Source organism: Streptomyces kanasensis (assembly GCF_043077165.1).
Lineage (GTDB): Bacteria > Actinomycetota > Actinomycetes > Streptomycetales > Streptomycetaceae > Streptomyces > Streptomyces changanensis.
Map to the genome: position 1 here is coordinate 1 of NZ_JBIBSF010000009.1, position 15,847 is coordinate 15,847.

General features: G+C 76.3%; 18 protein-coding genes and 1 pseudogene. 14 read left to right on the plus strand and 5 right to left on the minus strand.

The annotated features are described in order from the left end of the window. Positions 1-166 precede the first annotated feature (166 nt). The 9 genes and pseudogenes from ACF053_RS21795 to ACF053_RS21835 form a co-directional block, all read left to right on the plus strand. Positions 167-448, plus strand: a pseudogene (locus ACF053_RS21795) (gas vesicle protein GvpO); the annotation flags it as partial. 26 nt (positions 449-474) lie between these two features. Next, on the plus strand, positions 475-894 hold the full coding sequence (gvpJ, locus tag ACF053_RS21800) for a gas vesicle protein GvpJ (protein ID WP_391955435.1): 420 nt from the start codon (positions 475-477) through the stop codon (positions 892-894). Then, complete coding sequence (locus ACF053_RS21805) at positions 891-1,604, plus strand: GvpL/GvpF family gas vesicle protein (RefSeq protein ID WP_391955436.1); 714 nt, start codon at positions 891-893, stop codon at positions 1,602-1,604. Before gvpJ ends, ACF053_RS21805 begins: the two co-directional genes overlap by 4 nt. 5 nt (positions 1,605-1,609) lie before the next feature. Beyond that, entirely contained in the window at positions 1,610-1,846 is a 237-nt protein-coding gene (locus tag ACF053_RS21810) for a gas vesicle protein GvpG (protein ID WP_391955437.1), read from the plus strand. Further along, the gene (locus ACF053_RS21815) at positions 1,843-2,160 is read left to right on the plus strand and encodes a gas vesicle protein (protein WP_391955438.1); all 318 of its coding nucleotides are present in this window, start codon (positions 1,843-1,845) and stop codon (positions 2,158-2,160) included. The genes ACF053_RS21810 and ACF053_RS21815 overlap by 4 nt, the downstream gene beginning before the upstream one ends. Next, positions 2,157-2,963 (plus strand): GvpL/GvpF family gas vesicle protein, encoded by an 807-nt coding sequence (locus ACF053_RS21820; protein ID WP_391955439.1) that lies wholly within the window; start codon positions 2,157-2,159, stop codon positions 2,961-2,963. Before ACF053_RS21815 ends, ACF053_RS21820 begins: the two co-directional genes overlap by 4 nt. After that, positions 2,960-3,145 (plus strand): gas vesicle protein, encoded by a 186-nt coding sequence (locus tag ACF053_RS21825; protein ID WP_058940743.1) that lies wholly within the window; start codon positions 2,960-2,962, stop codon positions 3,143-3,145. Before ACF053_RS21820 ends, ACF053_RS21825 begins: the two co-directional genes overlap by 4 nt. Continuing rightward, positions 3,127-3,423: a gas vesicle protein K gene (locus ACF053_RS21830; RefSeq protein ID WP_391955440.1), complete on the plus strand. Its 297-nt coding sequence runs from the start codon at positions 3,127-3,129 to the stop codon at positions 3,421-3,423. Before ACF053_RS21825 ends, ACF053_RS21830 begins: the two co-directional genes overlap by 19 nt. Before the next feature lie 141 nt (positions 3,424-3,564). Next, positions 3,565-4,242, plus strand: coding sequence for a hypothetical protein (locus ACF053_RS21835; protein WP_391955441.1), 678 nt, complete (start codon positions 3,565-3,567; stop codon positions 4,240-4,242). A 12-nt stretch (positions 4,243-4,254) separates the two neighbouring features. On the opposite strand, the gene ACF053_RS21840 is transcribed toward ACF053_RS21835, so the two are convergent. The 3 genes from ACF053_RS21840 to ACF053_RS21850 form a co-directional block, all read right to left on the minus strand. Continuing rightward, on the minus strand, positions 4,255-4,443 hold the full coding sequence (locus ACF053_RS21840) for a hypothetical protein (RefSeq protein ID WP_391955442.1): 189 nt from the start codon (positions 4,441-4,443) through the stop codon (positions 4,255-4,257). A 148-nt stretch (positions 4,444-4,591) separates the two neighbouring features. Then, on the minus strand, positions 4,592-4,987 hold the full coding sequence (locus ACF053_RS21845) for a hypothetical protein (RefSeq protein WP_391955443.1): 396 nt from the start codon (positions 4,985-4,987) through the stop codon (positions 4,592-4,594). 80 nt (positions 4,988-5,067) lie between these two features. Beyond that, the gene (locus tag ACF053_RS21850) at positions 5,068-5,331 is read right to left on the minus strand and encodes a hypothetical protein (RefSeq protein ID WP_391955444.1); all 264 of its coding nucleotides are present in this window, start codon (positions 5,329-5,331) and stop codon (positions 5,068-5,070) included. A 124-nt stretch (positions 5,332-5,455) separates the two neighbouring features. Here ACF053_RS21850 and ACF053_RS21855 point away from each other — a divergent pair, with 124 nt between their 5' ends. From ACF053_RS21855 to ACF053_RS21870, 4 genes are all read left to right on the plus strand, one after another. Next, complete coding sequence (locus tag ACF053_RS21855) at positions 5,456-7,507, plus strand: FUSC family protein (protein WP_391955445.1); 2,052 nt, start codon at positions 5,456-5,458, stop codon at positions 7,505-7,507. Positions 7,508-7,831: 324 nt separating this feature from the next. Beyond that, a complete protein-coding gene (locus ACF053_RS21860; RefSeq protein WP_391955446.1) occupies positions 7,832-9,298 on the plus strand; it encodes an FAD-binding oxidoreductase in 1,467 nt (488 codons plus the stop codon). Positions 9,299-9,421: 123 nt separating this feature from the next. After that, positions 9,422-10,216 carry a VOC family protein gene (locus tag ACF053_RS21865; protein WP_391955447.1) on the plus strand — a complete coding sequence of 265 codons (795 nt, stop codon included), beginning with the start codon at positions 9,422-9,424 and terminating at the stop codon, positions 10,214-10,216. A 112-nt stretch (positions 10,217-10,328) separates the two neighbouring features. Continuing rightward, positions 10,329-12,782 (plus strand): SpoIIE family protein phosphatase, encoded by a 2,454-nt coding sequence (locus ACF053_RS21870; protein ID WP_391955448.1) that lies wholly within the window; start codon positions 10,329-10,331, stop codon positions 12,780-12,782. Between the two features lie 7 nt (positions 12,783-12,789). Here the strand turns inward: ACF053_RS21870 and ACF053_RS21875 are convergent, their stop codons facing one another. Continuing rightward, positions 12,790-13,869, minus strand: coding sequence for a helix-turn-helix transcriptional regulator (locus tag ACF053_RS21875; protein WP_391955449.1), 1,080 nt, complete (start codon positions 13,867-13,869; stop codon positions 12,790-12,792). A 90-nt stretch (positions 13,870-13,959) separates the two neighbouring features. Between ACF053_RS21875 and ACF053_RS21880 the strand changes: the two genes are divergently transcribed. Continuing rightward, complete coding sequence (locus ACF053_RS21880; RefSeq protein WP_391955450.1) at positions 13,960-14,733, plus strand: NIPSNAP family protein; 774 nt, start codon at positions 13,960-13,962, stop codon at positions 14,731-14,733. A gap of 101 nt (positions 14,734-14,834) precedes the next feature. On the opposite strand, the gene ACF053_RS21885 is transcribed toward ACF053_RS21880, so the two are convergent. Then, on the minus strand, positions 14,835-15,668 hold the full coding sequence (locus ACF053_RS21885) for a lytic polysaccharide monooxygenase auxiliary activity family 9 protein (RefSeq protein WP_391955451.1): 834 nt from the start codon (positions 15,666-15,668) through the stop codon (positions 14,835-14,837). Positions 15,669-15,847: the final 179 nt, after the last annotated feature.

Sequence of the window (15,847 nt, forward strand, 5' to 3'; positions counted from 1 at the left end):
GGGGCGGGGGTGGTGTTTGGGGTGTCCCTGCTCCCCGTCTTCCGCGGGCTGCCGGGGGCCGTGCCCACGCACCGCAACGCTTGCCGGCCGGCCCCGGGGGGGGGCCCCCCGCCCCCGGGGGCCCCGCCGCCGTCGTCTCCGCCCCAGGTTTGCGCACCGGCGGGGCGGCAACCCGGAGGCAGACATGGCCAACGCATCAGAAACCCTGCGCCTCGCCTGTGAGCAGCTTTCCCAACTCACGGGGCAGGCCCCCGAGTCCGTGTCCTCCTTCCAGCGCACGGACGACGGCTGGCGGTTGACCGTCGAAGTCGTCGAACTGTCCCGCATCCCCGACACCACCAGTCTGCTCGCCTCGTACGAGGTGGAGCTCGACGAGGAGGGCGAACTCACCGGGTACCGGCGGGTCCGCCGGTACGAGCGGGGCAAGGCCGATGACCGGTCCCGCTGACCACCGATCAGAGACGGAGCAAGCACATGACTGTTGAGGCAAGGACCGCCCCGGGCGGTTCCGGCGGTTCCAGTGGCCTGTACGACGTCCTGGAACTCGTCCTGGACCGCGGGCTCGTCATCGACGCGTTCGTCCGCGTCTCGCTCGTCGGCATCGAGATCCTCAAGATCGACGTGCGCGTCGTGGTCGCCAGTGTCGACACCTACCTGCGCTTCGCCGAGGCCTGCAACCGCCTCGACCTGGAGTCCGGCCCGCGGAAGAACCCGGGCCTGCCCGAACTCGTCGACGGCATGACCGAGTCCGGCGCGCGCGGCAAGACCAAGGGCGCGATACAGGGGGCGGCGCAGTCGCTCTCCGACACGCTCGGCGGCCGGTCGTCGTCCCGGTCCACGTCGTCGTCCCGGTCCACGTCGTCGTCCGGCAAGAAGGAGGAGCAGGAGAAGTGAGCACCTACGTCTACGGCATCACCCGGCGGTCGCACCCCGCGCTCCCGGAGAAGGCCGACGGCATCGGCGAACCGCCCCGCCCCGTGCGCGTCCTCACCCACGGCGAACTGGCGGCCCTCGTCAGCGACGCCCCGGAGGACCTGCGGCCCAAGCGGCGCGACCTGCTCGCCCACCAGGGCGTGCTCGCCGAGGCCGGCTCGGCCGGCACCGTACTGCCGCTGCGGTTCGGCGGGGTGTCCCCCGACGACGACGCCGTCCTCGCCGTGCTGCGCGAACGCGAGTCGCACTACCTGGAGCGGCTGCGGGCGCTCGACGGCAAGGTCGAGTACAACGTGAAGGCCGTCCACGACGAGGAGGCCGTGCTGCACCAGGTCCTCATCGACAACCCGGAGCTGCGCGCCCTCAGCCAGGAGAGCCGGTCCGCCGGCGGCGGCTCCTACGAGCAGAAGCTGGCCCTCGGCGAACGCGTCGCGGCGGCGGTGCGCGCCCGTGAGGCGCACGACTCGGTCCTCGTGCAGGAGGCCCTGCAGGAGGCGGCCGCCGACTGCCGGCCCGCCCCCGACACCGGCCGCCTCGCGAACCTGTCCTTCCTCGTGGAGCGCGACAGGGCCGAGGAGTTCACCGCCGCCGTCGACGCCTTCCGCAAGGAACACGGGCACCTCGTCGTGCAGCTGAACGGGCCGCTCCCGCCGTACAGCTTCGTGGAGTAGCCGCCATGGGCCTGCTCGGAGAGCTGCTCATGCTGCCCGCGGCGCCACTGCGCGGCACCGCCTGGGTACTGCGCCAGGTGGTCGAGGAGGCGGAGCGGCAGTACTACGACCCGGCGGCCGTCCACCGTGAACTCTCCCGCCTGGCCGAGCGGCTGGAGGCCGGCGAGATCGACGAGGCCACCTTCGACCGCCAGGAGGACGAGCTGCTCGACCGACTGGAGAAGGGCACCAGACAGACATGACCACCCCCGGCCGCCTGCCGGCCTCCTACCCGTCCGACAGCGGCGGCGGGGCCAACCTCGCCGACATCCTCGAACGCGTCCTCGACAAGGGCGTCGTCATCGCGGGCGACATCAGGATCAACCTGCTCGACATCGAGCTGCTGACCATCAAGCTGCGGCTCGTCGTCGCCTCCGTGGACCGCGCGAAGGAGATGGGCATCGACTGGTGGGAGAGCGACCCCGCACTCTCCTCGCACGCCCGCCGCGACGAGCTGGCGAGTGAGAACGCGGAACTGCGGCGCCGTCTCACCGAACTGGAGGAGCGCACGTCATGACCACCCCGACGAACCCGCGTCTGCGGTACGTGTACGCCGTGTGCCGGCCCTTCGACGGCGTCCTCCCCGAGGGTGCCGCCGGGATCGCCGGGGACCCTCCCCGGCTGCTCCACCACGACGACCTGGTCGCCGTGGTCGGCTCGGTGCCGGCGGAGGAGTTCGACGAGGGGCCGCTGCGCGCCCGTCTGGAGGACCTGGACTGGCTGGCGGACACGGCTCGCGGCCACGACGCGGTGCTGGCCGCGCTGACCACCGTCACCTCCCCGCTGCCGCTGCGGCTCGCCACGGTGTGCCGCGACGACAGCGGGGTGCGGCGGCTGCTCCAGGAGGGGCACGACCGGTTCGTGCGGGCGCTGGACCGGCTGGACGGGCGGGTCGAGTGGGGGGTGAAGGTGTACGCGGAGCAGGTGGCCGACGCGCCGGCTCCCGCGACGCGGGAGCCGGTGCCGGCGGGCGCCGCGGGTGCGGCCGGCTCCGGCCGCGACTACCTGCGGCGCCGGCTGCGCGAGCGCAACGGCCGGGAGGACGGCATGCGGCGCGCGGACGCGGTCGCGCGCACGCTGCACGAACGGCTCTCCGGCCACGCCGAGGCCGCCGCCCTGCACCAGCCGCAGGACCCGCGCCTGGCAGGCGGCACGGCCGGGGTGAACGTGCTCAACGCGGCGTACCTGGTCGGCCGGGACCGCAGCGAGGCGTTCGTCGGGCTCGTCGGGGAGTCCTCCGGGGACGGGGTGCGCGTCGAGCTGACGGGGCCGTGGGCGCCGTACTCCTTCGCCGGGATCGCGGAGGAGGACCCGGCGTGAGCATCGAGCAGCGCAGGGTCGCCCTGGTCGACCTGTTGGACCGGCTGCTGGCCGGCGGGGTCGTCATCGGGGGCGACCTCACCCTGAGCATCGCCGACGTGGACCTGGTGCGCGTCGACCTGAAGGCCCTGATCAGTTCGGTCAGCGCCGAGGTGCCGTCGCCGTGGGGGCGGCCGCTGTGAGCGGCGGCGAGCCGCGCCGCCGCGTGGAACTCGACCCCGACAGCGTCGAGCGCGACCTGGCCTGCCTGGTCCTCACCGTCGTCGAGCTGCTGCGCCAGCTGATGGAGCGGCAGGCGCTGCGCCGGGTGGAGAGCGGGGAACTGAGCGAGGACCAGGAGGAGCGGATCGGTCTCACGCTGATGCTGCTGGAGGACCGCATGGAGGTCCTCCGCGACAAGTTCGGGCTCACCCCCGAGGACCTGAACATCGACCTGGGACCGCTCGGCCCCCTCCTCTGACCCCCGTTCACCGTCGGTGGCACACCGCCGACCCGCACCTCCGACACGGCGCCGCCGCGGACCCCCGCGCGCGGCGCCGTCGGCGTGCGTGCCAGGCTGGCGCCGGACGACCCGACGAAGAGAACGCGGAGAACGCATCCCGTGCACGTGCCGAGCCTGCCCGAGGACCTGGACCGCCCCGCCCGCGTGTGGGCGCGGGCGGTGACGCTCGCCCTGCTGGAGCGGGCCTGTTCGCGGCGGAGGGAACACGACCTGGACGACGAGGGGGTGTGGTGCCACACCACCGGCGCCGGCGGTTGGTGGCGGGTCACGCTGCTCGACGCCGACCGCGCGGTGATCTGCGGCCAGGACCCCGACGGGAGCCACACCCACGTGGGCGGCGAACAGATCGACTTCCTGGCCGGAGGGCCCGACTGGCTGCCGTGGGAGCGGCTGCGTGACGACGCCGCGGGCAACCTCCTGGGCTTCGTGTACTGGTGGGACGGGGGCGCCTGGCACCGGATCGCGTACCCGGAGGAGCTGTGCGAGGACGGCATGATCGGCACCGCCGCGTGGGCGGGGACCGCGGACGAGTTCCTCGCCACCGCCCTCGGGGAGTGCCGTGACGGGATGGCGCCCGGGCAGGAGGCCGTCTTCACCGAGACCCTGTCCGCGTTCCTGGCACGGGCGGAGGAGGGCGCGGCCGACGGCGGGGCCGTCGCGGCCCTGCTGGCGGCGGCCCGCCCCGGCGGGGTGTCCGACGAGCCCCTGCGGGAGGCCCTGGACCTGGCGGACCGGGCGGGCCTCACCGGCCGCCGCCCGCTCGGGGCGGCCCGCTGACGGGAAGCGGCGTCAGCGGCGGACGCGCGCGGTCCGGTACAGCTCGGCGGTGAGGTCGGCGGCCTCGGTCAGGGAGCCGCCGGGACGGTTCACGAAGGCGACCGTGCTGTGGTCGGCCCGGACGCGGTACACCTCCTCCTCGGTCCTGCGGTGTGCGGGGTCCGTGGCCGTCTCCTTGACGGTGACACGGCGGCAGGTCATGACCGCCCCTGCGAAACCGGGGAGGGGGAAGGACCGCGGCGGGCCCGTCCCGCGCTCCCAAGCGGAACGAGGGGTGCTCGTTCGCGCGCAGGGAGCGGAACATCCGGCCCACGGCCGCGCCGGGGTCGGGAACCTCGCCCTGCAGTCCTCAGCTCAGGTACGACGCGTCCTTCGCGTCCGGCTCGCCCCGCCGGTAGAGGGCTCCGCCGCCCACCGCCCCACGGACGATCCTGCCGGCGGCCCCGGGCGTGATGCCGATGCCCCGGACCTCGGTGGCGTACGGCTCGCAGTCGGTGTCGGAGGGTTGCCCGGAGCAGCGGATCCTGCCGACGTGGGTGTCCCGGAAGACGCGCTCCGCCCGGTAGTCGCCCACCCGGTCGGGGGGTGCGAGCCGGTGACCGCGGGTGTCCGCTTCGGCCTCCGCGGACGTCGCGGTGTGGAGGAGGAGGCCGGCCAGGACGGCGAGCGCCGCGGCGCCCGCGGCCAGCAGCACGCGCGGGCGCCGTACGGCGGTCGCGGACGGCCTCGTGTCGTCGGTCCCCATGGCGGGCCCCTTTCATCGGTCCACGCGCTTCGACCCGCGCGGGCCGGTGATGGTTGCCCTCAGGGGCGCCGCCTGCCCGCTCACCCTTCGCGGTCGTCCTCCCGGGGGTCCTTCTCCACCCCCGCGAGCGCTTCGCCGCCCGCCGTGCCCTCGCCGGGACGGTAGCCCTCCGCGGTGCTCGCCGTGCCGGGCACGTCGCGGCGCCCGGCGTCGCGCTCGGCCCCCGAGCCGGCCCCCGGTGCCTCCGCGGCCCGCTCGCGGGCCCGCTCCGCGGCCCGGTCCGCGGCCCGGTCCGCGGCCCGCCCGCGGGATGCGTCGTCGCGTGCGGCGTCGTGGTCGTTCATGTCGCCTCCCATGTCGGTGTCGGCCCCGCCGGGTACCCGTGGACGGGAGCCGGTACGCCCCCGCCCCCGACACACCCGGGCCGGCGGGCGGGAGACCGGGCGGACACGACCTAACGTCGGTGCCATGACGTGGCTGCGCGCCCTCGGGGCGACCGCCCGCTCGGGCCTCGCCGTACGCCGGGGGCGGCTGGAGCCGCTCGTCGCGCTGCGCGCGGCCGCCGGGCTGGCCCTCGTCGTCGCGGCGAGCCTCGCCCTGGGCGGGCCCGGCATGGCGGCGAGTTCGGCGTTCGGGGCGTTCCAGGCGGCGATGGCCACGTTCCAGCGCAGCTGGCGGCCCCGGCCGACGCTGGCACTGGTGTCCGGGACGAGCCTCGCCGTGTCGACGTTCGCCGGCTACCTGTGCGCCGCTCACCTGGTGGGTTTCCTCGCGTTGCTGGTCGTGTGGACGTTCCTGTCGGGGCTGGCCTGGAGGGCGGGGCCGACGGCCGGGCTGATCGCCTCGTCCAACGTGGCGATCATGCTCGTGACCGTCACCCTGCCCACGTCGGTCGCCGACGCCGCGGTGCACGCCCTGGTCATCGCGGCGGGCGGCCTCGTCCAGGCGGGACTGATCGTGCTGCTGCCCGTCCGCCGCTGGGGCCCGCAGCGCGACGCTCTCGCCGACGCCCTGGCGGCGGAGGCGGACTACGCGCGGCGGCTGCGCCACGACCCGTACGCGCCCTTCGACCCGGTCCCGCTCATGACCGCCCGGAGCGCGGCGGCGGTCACGCCGCGCCAGGCGCGCCGCCGCCCCGCCGAGCTGCACGGCGCCCGGGGGGTGGCCGAGCGCGTCCGGCCCGTCCTCGCCTCGCTCGCCGACCCCGCGGTGGGCGTACCGCCTCAGGGCCCGGCCCGTGCCCGGGTGCGGGAGCTGCTCGACGCGGCGGGGGCCGTGCTCGACGCGGCCGCCCGGTCGATCCGCGCGGGCACCCCGCTCGACGTGCCGCCCGGCGCCCTCGCCGCGCTGCGCACGCCCGACACCGGGGCGCTGCTCGGCACGGCCCCCGCACGGCGGGCCGCGGCGCGGTTGGCGGCGCTCCTGGAGGACGTGGTGGAGGCGGCCGCCCCGACGGGCCGCGGGCCGGGCCCCGACGAGCTGCGCACCCGGCCGAGCCTGGTCAGCCTGGTCCCGGTCGTCGCCCGCGACGTGCGCGACGAGTTGCGGCGGCACGACTCGCCGTACCTGCGGCACGCCGTGCGGCTCACGGCGGTGGCCGCCACCGGGTACCTCCTCGGCACGGCCCTGCCGTTCGGGCACGGCTACTGGGCGCCGCTCGCCGCCGTCATGTCGATGCGGCCGGACTTCGGCCAGACGTACGCCCGTTCGGTGGCCCGGTTCGCCGGGACGCTGGTGGGCGTGGCGCTGGCGACGGCGGTGGTGCGGGTGACCGGCCCCGGCACGTACACGTCGGCCGCGCTCGCCGTGGCCAGCGCGTTCGGGGCGTACCTGCTGATGCGCAGCGGGTACGCCGCCGCGCAGGTGTGCATCTCGGCGTACGTGGTGTTCCTGCTGGGCATGGCGGGCGAGCAGTGGACGCAGACGGTCCCGGAGCGGGTGGTGCTGACGCTGCTGGGCGGGGTGCTCGCGATGCTGGCGTACGCCCTCTACCCGGCCTGGGAGACGCCCCGGTTGCGGGCCCGGCTCGCGGAGTGGCTGGTGGCCGCGGGGCGGTACGGGTCCGAGGTGCTGGAGCGGTACGCGCGTCCGGACCTGCCGCCGCGCGGGGCGGTGCGCGAGGCGCTCCTGGGCGCCCGGGCCGCCCGCCTCTCCTGGCAGGAGGCGGTCGACCGCGCGGCCCACGAACCGGTGCGGCACCGGGGGTTGTCCGACACGGCCGCCGACGCGGCCGGCGCGGCCCTCGCCCGGTTCGCCCGGGCGGCGATGCTCCTGGAGGCCCACCTGCCCGACCCCGCCGCCGCCACCTCACCCGGCGCCGCCGCACTGGCGGAGGCGGTGCGGCGGGCTGCCGAGCACGGTGCCGGCGAGGTCCGCGAGGGGCGGGTGCCGGACTGGGGCGACGTCCGCGCGGCGCTCGACGCGGCGGGACCCGAGGTCGACCCGGTCGTACGGGCAGGTGCCCGTCAGCTGCTGGAGGCGCTGGAGGAACTGGCCGAGGCGCTGGAGACCGCCTCCTGACCGCTCCGCGCCCCGCGTCGGACACCCGGCCCGCGGGCCGGGGAACCTGACGGGCCGTCCGCTCATCCTCCACGGCGAGACGACGTCGACGGAAGCAGCGGGGCGAGGACGATGGAGCGGACGCGGGGGCGCGGGGCAGCCGGCACGGGCCGGGAGGACGGTGGCACGGCCCCGGGGAGCGGTGGGGCGGCCTCCGTGGCCGGCGGGAGCAGCCGGCGGCGGGTGCTGGGCGCGGGTGCCGCGGCCCTGTCGGGGGCGTTCCTCACGGCCGGGATCGTCCCGCCGGGGGCGGGGGGCGGGTCGCCGGCACCCGCGGCGGGACGCGTGGCGCGTCGGCCCGCGCGCACGCCGCGCAGGCCGGCGCGGGCCGCGGACTGGGCTGCCCTGGCGCGGGGTCTGGACGGGTCGCTGGTGCGGCCGGGTGACCGCGCCTACGACGCCGCGCGGACGCTGTTCAACCCGCGTTTCGACGCCGTACGCCCGGCGGGTGTCGCCTACTGCGCGCGGCCCGAGGACGTGCGGACCTGCCTGGAGTTCGCCCGCCGCCACGCGGTGCCGGTGGCGGTGCGCAGCGGCGGCCACTCGTACGCGGGCTGGTCGTCGGGGCCGGGGCTCGTGGTGGACGTGCAGCGGATGGCGTCGGTGACGCTGTCGGGGGGCGAGGCGCGGATCGGCGCGGGGGCGAAGCTGATCGACGTGTACGACCGGCTGACCGCCCGCGGCAGGACCGTACCGGCCGGCTCGTGCCCGACGGTGGGCGTCGCGGGGCTCGCGCTGGGCGGCGGGATCGGCGTGGTCAGCCGGGCGTACGGGCTGACCAGCGACAACGTGACCGCTGCCCGGATCGTCACGGCCGACGGTCGGGTGCGGGACGTCGACGCCCGGCACGACCCCGACCTGTTCTGGGCGCTGCGCGGCGGCGGCAACGCCCGGTTCGGCGTGGTCACGGAGCTGCGGATGCGGACGCACGCGGCCCCGGAGTGCACGACGTTCTTCCTCCGCTGGCCGTGGGCCCGGGCGGCCGCCGTGGTCCGGGAGTGGCAGCGCTGGGCGCCCACCGCGCCGGACGGGATCTGGGCCAATCTCCACCTGTCGGCCCCGGTGGGCGGGCGGCCGGGTGCCGTACGGGTGGGGGGCCTGGCCCTCACGGGCCGCGCGGACCTGGAGAACCGGCTCGACCGGCTCGCCGACGCGGTCGGCACGGCGCCCTCGTCGTCCTCGGTGCGGACACGGCCCTTCATGGACGCGATGAAGGTGATGGGCGGCGTGTCGGGGTGGACGATCGCGCAGGCCCACCAGAAGGGCGACCTGCCCGGCCGCACCGCGCAGGGCAAGGTGGCGCGCGAGTCGTACGCGGCGCGCTCCGACTTCTACACGCGGGCCGTCCCCGCCGACGGGGTCGCGGCGCTCCTGGCGCGCGTGGAGCGGCTGGCCCGGCTGGGTGGGGGCGGGGCGGGCAGCGTGGCCCTGGACGCCATGGGCGGCGCGGTGAACCGGGTCCGGCCGGGTGACACGGCGTTCGTCCACCGGGACGCGCTCTTCCTGGCGCAGTACATCGTCTCGTGGCCCGACCGGGCGGCGGCGGGCACGGTCGCCCGGCACCGGGCGTGGCTGGACGGCACGTACGACGCGATGCGCCCGTGGGCGAGCGGCCGGGCCTACCAGAACTACACCGACCCGGCGCTGCGCGACTGGCGCCGGGCCTACTTCGGCGCGAACGCCGACCGCCTGGCGCGGGTGAAGGCGGCCTACGACCCGGCGCGGCTCTTCCGCCACCCGCACTCCTTCTGACCGCTTCGGCGTCACCGGTTCGTCCGTCACGGGGCGCGGGGGGAGGGCGGCGGTGCGACGCTGGTCCCGTGGGCCCCGCCGCACCCGCGGCCCCTCCCCGCCCGTGACGGAAGGAACCGCGCCGTGATCACCACCGACTTCGTCCCCGGATCCCCCTGCTGGCTCGACCTCGGCGCGCCCGACGTCGGCGCCGCGGCCGCGTTCTACGGGTCCGTCTTCGGCTGGGAGTACCGGTCCTTCGGAGAGGAGGCGGGTGACTACGGCTTCTTCCAGCTGAACGGCAAGACGGTGGCCGGGCTCGGCGCGCTCTCCGAGGAGGGCGCCCGTTCGGCGTGGATGATCTACTTCTGCACGCGGGACGCCGACGCGACGACGGAGGCGGTGCGCCGATCCGGCGGCTCGGTGCGGGTGGAGCCGACGGAGGCCGACGGTGAGGGCCGGATGGCGCAGTACACCGACCCGCAGGGCGGACAGTTCGCCGTGTGGCAGCCCGGGACGCACAAGGGCCTCGACGCGGTGGACGAACCGGGGTCGCTGTCGTGGGTGGAGCTGTACACGACGGACGCGGCCGCCGCGAAGACGTTCTACGGCGACCTGTTCGGCTGGCGGACCCAGGACATGAACCTGCCCGGCGGGGGCGGCACGTACGCGCTGATCACACCGGCCGACCTGCCGGAGGAGCGCATGCACGGCGGTCTGATGGAGCTGCCGGCGGAGCAGCTGCAGCCGACCGGCGGCCGCCCCTACTGGCACCCCGTCTTCGCGAGCGAGGACTGCGACGCCACCGTCGCCCGGGTCACGGCGGCCGGCGGCAGCGTGCAGATGGGCCCCGAGGACGCGGAGGGCGTCGGGCGGCTGGCCGTCTGCCTCGACCCCGCGGGCGCGGACTTCGTCGTCCTGACGCCCTCCCCCAGCTGAGCCGGTGGGGCCGGAAGGAACGGCCCCGCCCGGCACCCGGACCGCGGGCACCCGCCCGCCGGACCCCGGCCGCGAAAGGCCGCGGCCGGCCTCCCGTACGAGGGTGATGGCGATGGACACGCCGCTGCGAACGTTCAGCGAGAGCCCGGAGGACCCCTTCGCGCTGCACCGCGCCGCCACGGCCGTCCTCGACGGGCGGGGCACGGTCGTCGGCTGGAGCCCCCTCGCCGAACGGCTGCTGGGGTACCGGCCCGAGGACGTCATCGGCCGGCGGGCGCTGGAGGTGCTGGTGGACGGGGCGGACCGGACGGCGGCCGTCACGGCGATCGGCGCGTGCGTCGCCGGGGGCGGCTGGTTCGGCGTCCTGCCGGTGCGGCGCCGGGACGGGCGGCGGCTGCGGATGGGGTTCCGGTCCCGGCTCGTCGTCCGCGCCGGGCACGGCGAGGAGTGGTTCCTCGTGGGCGCCCCGGCGGACGACGTCATCCAGTGGGAGACGGACCGCTCCCTGCTCGACGGGATCTTCCGCCGCTGCCCCATCGGGGTCTCGGTGCACGGCCCCGACCTGTCCATCCTGCGGGTCAACCGGGCCATCGCCACGTTCGGTGGCGCGTCCGCGGAGGACATCCGCGGCCTGCGGATGGGCGACTTCCTGGTCGCGCCCGACGCCCTGACCGCCGAACGGGGGCTGCGGTCGGTGCTGGAGACCGGCCGTCCGCTCATCTTCACCGAGCAGCCCTGCCGCCTGCGCACCGATCCGCCCGGCCGGGAGCGGGTCGTCGCCGTGTCGGCCTTCCGCATGGAGGACCCCGCAGGGGAGGTGCTCGGCGTCACCCAGTTCATCGAGGACGTGACCGACCGGGAGCTCGCCCGCCGGCGGCTCGCGCTGCTGAACGACGCCAGCGCGCGGATCGGCACCACCCTCGACATCACCCGGACGGCCGAGGAGCTGGCCCGCGTGGCGGTGCCGGGCCTCGCCGACTGCGTGGCGGTGGACCTCCTGGAGTCGGTGGTGCGGGGCTGGGAGCCCGCGCGCAGCGCCTCGGGGCGGCTGTGCCGGGTGGCGCTGGCCTGCGTCACGTCCGAGCCGCCGCCGGCCGCCCGGCGGGCCGACGGGGAGGACGCCTTCGCGCCCGGTTCGGCCCAGGCGCGCGCCCTGCGCGAACGGCGGCCCGTCCGGGAGGCGGTGGTCGGCGCGACTGCGGCCGGTGGCGCCCCGGAGGCGGCGGGGCACGCCTCGGACGCCCACTCGATGATGGCGGTCCCGCTCACCGCCCGGGGGGTGCTGCTGGGGGTGGTGAGCCTGTGGCGGGCGTACCGGCCCGAGCCGTTCGAGGACGACGACCTGACGCTGGCGGCGGAGTTCGCCGCGCGGGCCGCCGTCTCCATCGACAACGCGCGCCGGTTCACGCAGCAGCGCGAGGCGGCGCTGTCGTTGCAGCGCAGCCTCCTGCCGTCGGACGTGCCGGAGCACCCGGCGGTCGAGGTGGCGCACCGCTACCTGCCGGCGGGCGGCGCCACGGAGGTGGGCGGGGACTGGTTCGACGTGATCCCCCTGTCGGGTTCCCGGGTCGCGCTCGTCGTCGGGGACGTCGTGGGCCACGGCGTGCCGGCGGCGGCGACCATGGGGCGGTTGCGCACGGCCGTGCACACGCTCGCCGGGCTCGACCTGGAGCCGGACGAGGTGCTGTCCCAGCTGGACGACCTCGTCGGCCGGATCGCCCGGGAGCAGGAGGCGACCGGCCCGGTCACCGGGGACCAGATCGTCGGCGCGACCTGCCTGTACGCGGTGTACGACCCGATCTCGCGCCGCTGCGCGCTGGCGCGGGCCGGGCACCCGCCGCCCGTCCTGGTCACTCCGCGCGGGCGGGCGGCCCTCGTCGACCTGCCGGCGGGGCCGCCGCTCGGACTGGGCGGACTGCCCTTCGAGGCGGCGGAGTTCGAGCTGCCGGAGGGCAGCCTCATCGCCCTCTACACGGACGGCCTGATCGAGTCGGGCCGGCACGACGTGGACGAGGGCCTGCGGCTGCTGTACGCGGCGCTCGACGCGGCCGAACCCGACCTGGACGCGCTCTGCGGGCGGGTGACGCGGACCGTGCTGCCGGACCGCCCCACCGACGACGTGGCGGTGCTGCTGGCCCGCACCCGCGTGCTGCCGCCGGAGAACGTCGCCACGTGGACGCTGCCGACGGACCCGACGGCGGCCCAGCTGGCCCGCCGGCTGACGGCGTCCCAACTGGCGGAGTGGGGGCTGGAGGAGTACGCGTTCACGACGGAGCTGGTCGTCAGCGAGCTGGTCACCAACGCCTACCGGTACGCGGCCGGCCCGGTGCAGCTGCGGCTGATCCGGGACTCGGCGCTCGTCTGCGAGGTGTCGGACGCCAGCACGACCGCCCCCCACCTGCGCCGGGCGCGCAGCACCGACGAGGGCGGCCGCGGCCTGTTCCTGGTCGCCCAGCTCACCGACCGCTGGGGTTCCCGGTACACCCGCGACGGCAAGACGGTCTGGACGGAACAGTCCCTGGACGGGCGCGCCGAGGCCCTCGCCGCCCTCCTTGCCGACGCGTGACGGTACGTCAGCGGCCGCTGCGCCGACCGTGGCGAGTCCCGACGTCGTCCGCCTCCGCGCCGTCCGCCCCCGCGCCGTCCGCCGGGTCGGCCGGGGCCGGGTCGGCCGGGGCCGGGTCGGTGTCGTAGGCGCGGGCGAGGGCGCGCACCGTGGCGGCCATCGCCCGGCGCAGCTCGGGGGGCGCGACGACCTCGACGTCGGCCCCGAGTCGGAGCAGTTCCCCGCAGGCGTGCTCGACGCCCTCGGTCGGGACGACCGCCTCCACCCAGCCGTCCTCCCCCACGGGCACGGCCGTGGCGTCGACGGCCCGCACCACCTCCGGCGGGGCGTTGTCCGGCAGCCTCGCCCGGCCGCGCGGGGAGAACCGCACGGTCGCCGTACCGGTGTGGCGGCGCGCCGTGAAGTCCTCCAGGTACGCCGTCCAGTACGCCTCCAGGTCGAAGTCGCCCGGCCGGTCGAAGACCTCCCCGGTCGGTACGGCGTCGAGCACCCGGTCGACCCGGTAGGTCCCGACCCGGCCGCCCGCCGCGACGAGGTACCAGGTGCCCGACTTCAGCACCAGCCCGTAGGGGCGCAGCCGTCGGCTCACCTCCTGCGGGGTGCGCCACCGCCGGTAGCGCACGTCCACCGCCCGGCGGCCGAGGACCGCGTCGACCAGGACCGGCAGGTGCGGGGCGGGTTCGGGCGCGCGGTACCAGCCTGGGGCGTCCAGGTGGAACACCGCCGCGGTCCTCGCCGCCTCCTGCCGGTGCCCCGCCGGCAGGGCGGCGAGGAGCTTCAGACGGGCTGCCGCGACCTCCGCCCCGAGCCCGAGGTCCGCCGCGGGACCGGGCAGCCCGGCGAGGAACAGGGCGCGCGCCTCGCCCTCGCTGAGGCCGGTCAGCCGGGTGCGGTAGCCGTCGACGAGCCCGTACCCGCCACCGGGTCCCGGTTCGGCGTACAGCGGCACCCCGGCCTCGCGCAGGCGGGCGAGGTCGCGGTAGGCGGTGCGGACGGAGACGTCCAGCTCCTGCGCGGCGTCACGGGCCGTCACCCGGCCGCGGGACTGGAGCAGCAGCAACAACGAGAGCAGACGGCCGGCGGACATGCCGGTGATTGTGCCGGGGAACCCTGACAGACCCTGGCACGCCCCTCCCCTACCGTCGGGCCGCACACCGGCGTCGACGAGGAGACCACCGTGCCCGAATCCCCCCTGCCCGCCACCGGGGCGCCGGCGGCGCCCGCCGTCGGGCCCCGCTGTCCGTCGGTGGTCGAGCTGCGCCAGTACACGCTGCGGCCGGGTCGCCGTGACGAGCTGGTCGAGCTGTTCGACCGGGAGTTCGTGGAGCCCCAGGAGGAGGTGGGGATGGCCGTCCTCGGCCAGTTCCGCGACCTGGACGACCCGGACCGGTTCGTCTGGCTGCGCGGCTTCCGCGACATGCAGGAGCGGCACCGGGGGCTGGGCGCCTTCTACGGCGGCCCGGTCTGGGAGCGTCACGGGCCGGCGGCCAACGCCACGATGGTGTCCTCGGACGACGTGCTGCTGTTGCGGCCCCTCGCCGGGGCGGGCCCCACCGCGCGCGTGGCGCCGCGGCCGGCCGTGGGGGCCCCGGACCCGGGCGGTGTGGTGTCGGCCGTGGTGTGGTCCTTCCCGCCCGGTCGGCGCGAGGGCGCCGACCTGGTCCGTGACGGGCTGTTGCCGGCGCTGCGGCGGACCGGCCCGGCGCCGGTTGCCGCGTTGGCCACCGAGCCGGCGGCCAACACCTTCCCCCGGCTCCCGGTCCGGACCGGGGAGAACGTCGTCGTCGCGCTGACCCCCTACCCCGACGAGGCGGCCCGGCGGCGACATCTGGCCCGTCTGCACGGGGACCGGGGCGCGCGGGACGAGGTGCTGGGCCCCCTGGAGCGGGAGCTGACCGCGCCTCCCCAGGTGCTGCGGCTCGGGCCGACGGCCCGCTCGCTCCTGCGCTGACCCCACGCGCGCGTGCCGGCCGGTGGCTCCCCGCCACCGGCCGGCACGCGCCGGCCGGTCCGGCGCGCGGCCCGGCGGTCACGCGCCGGCCGGCCGCGCCGTCAGTCGGTCCTGCGGCGGCGGGTGGAGAGGAAGCAGACGGCCGTGATGCCCACCGCGGCCACGCTGGCCAGGGTCTGGGGCAGGACGGTCCGCTGCTCGCCGGGCAGGTCGCCGCCGTGGCCGTGGTGGCTCACGGTCGACTTGGACAGCCCCGCCTCGATCTGCTTCTCCGTGGGGGCCTGGGGTGCGGCCGCCGCGGCCTTGGCGTAGGTGACGTCCGAGCAGCTGTAGAACGCCTCCGGGCTGTCGTTGCGCTGCCAGATCTTGTACAGCAGGTGGCGGCCGGTGCGGTCGGGGAGCGTCCCGCCGAACTCGTACCAGCCGCTCGGCGCCGTCCTCGCCACGTTGGCCACGGCCACCGGCTTCTCGTCGAGGTCGGACCACTTCAGGGGCTTCGTGGGGTCGTAGCCCTCCTTGGTGATGTAGACGGTCATGGTGCCGGGGTGCGCGGCCGTGACGCGGTACTTGAAGGCGAGCGGGCCGGCGGAGACCGGCGTGGCGGCCCAGTCGGTGCGCGCCCAGTCCAGCGCCTTGTACTTCTCCCGGTTGGCCGAGCAGAGCTTGCCGTCCGGGATCAGCTGGCGGTGCTGGCCGTTGGCGTTGGCGATGTTCACCTCGTTCCAGTCGTAGAGCGGCTGGGTGCCGCTCGTCGCGACGAGGTCCTTGCAGACCTGGGTGTCCGGGTGCTCCGGGCCCTCGGCGTAGCACGTCGCGACCCGGCTGACCGGGCCGTACATGGTGCCGTGGGCGCTCGCCTGAGTGGGGGTCAGGACGACGAGCAGCGGCACCGTGGCCGCTACCGCCGCCAGGCGGGTGAACGTTCTCGCTGTCATGTGGGGGGTCCCTTCTTTTCCCCGGGGGACACAAGTGGGGCGGCTCACCAGCAGCTTGGCATTGGACTAGACCAAGTTCAAGGGGTGGTGCGGCACTCGGACCGTGTCGTCGCCTCCCGCCGGTCGTTGCACATCGCGGCTGGAAGACCACCCATCCCGCCCGTACTTCACGTACCTCA

What these genes read in the sequence shown, in the direction of transcription:
- ACF053_RS21820 (WP_391955439.1), top strand. Translation starts at nt 2,157, where the DNA reads ATGACCACCCCGACGAACCCGCGTCTGCGGTACGTGTACGCCGTGTGC.
- ACF053_RS21870 (WP_391955448.1), top strand. Translation starts at nt 10,329, where the DNA reads ATGGACACGCCGCTGCGAACGTTCAGCGAGAGCCCGGAGGACCCCTTC.
- ACF053_RS21815 (WP_391955438.1), top strand. Translation starts at nt 1,843, where the DNA reads ATGACCACCCCCGGCCGCCTGCCGGCCTCCTACCCGTCCGACAGCGGC.
- ACF053_RS21845 (WP_391955443.1), bottom strand. Translation starts at nt 4,987, where the DNA reads ATGGGGACCGACGACACGAGGCCGTCCGCGACCGCCGTACGGCGCCCG.
- ACF053_RS21855 (WP_391955445.1), top strand. Translation starts at nt 5,456, where the DNA reads ATGACGTGGCTGCGCGCCCTCGGGGCGACCGCCCGCTCGGGCCTCGCC.
- ACF053_RS21885 (WP_391955451.1), bottom strand. Translation starts at nt 15,668, where the DNA reads ATGACAGCGAGAACGTTCACCCGCCTGGCGGCGGTAGCGGCCACGGTG.
- ACF053_RS21850 (WP_391955444.1), bottom strand. Translation starts at nt 5,331, where the DNA reads ATGAACGACCACGACGCCGCACGCGACGACGCATCCCGCGGGCGGGCC.
- ACF053_RS21840 (WP_391955442.1), bottom strand. Translation starts at nt 4,443, where the DNA reads ATGACCTGCCGCCGTGTCACCGTCAAGGAGACGGCCACGGACCCCGCA.
- gvpJ (WP_391955435.1), top strand. Translation starts at nt 475, where the DNA reads ATGACTGTTGAGGCAAGGACCGCCCCGGGCGGTTCCGGCGGTTCCAGT.
- ACF053_RS21810 (WP_391955437.1), top strand. Translation starts at nt 1,610, where the DNA reads ATGGGCCTGCTCGGAGAGCTGCTCATGCTGCCCGCGGCGCCACTGCGC.
- ACF053_RS21875 (WP_391955449.1), bottom strand. Translation starts at nt 13,869, where the DNA reads ATGTCCGCCGGCCGTCTGCTCTCGTTGTTGCTGCTGCTCCAGTCCCGC.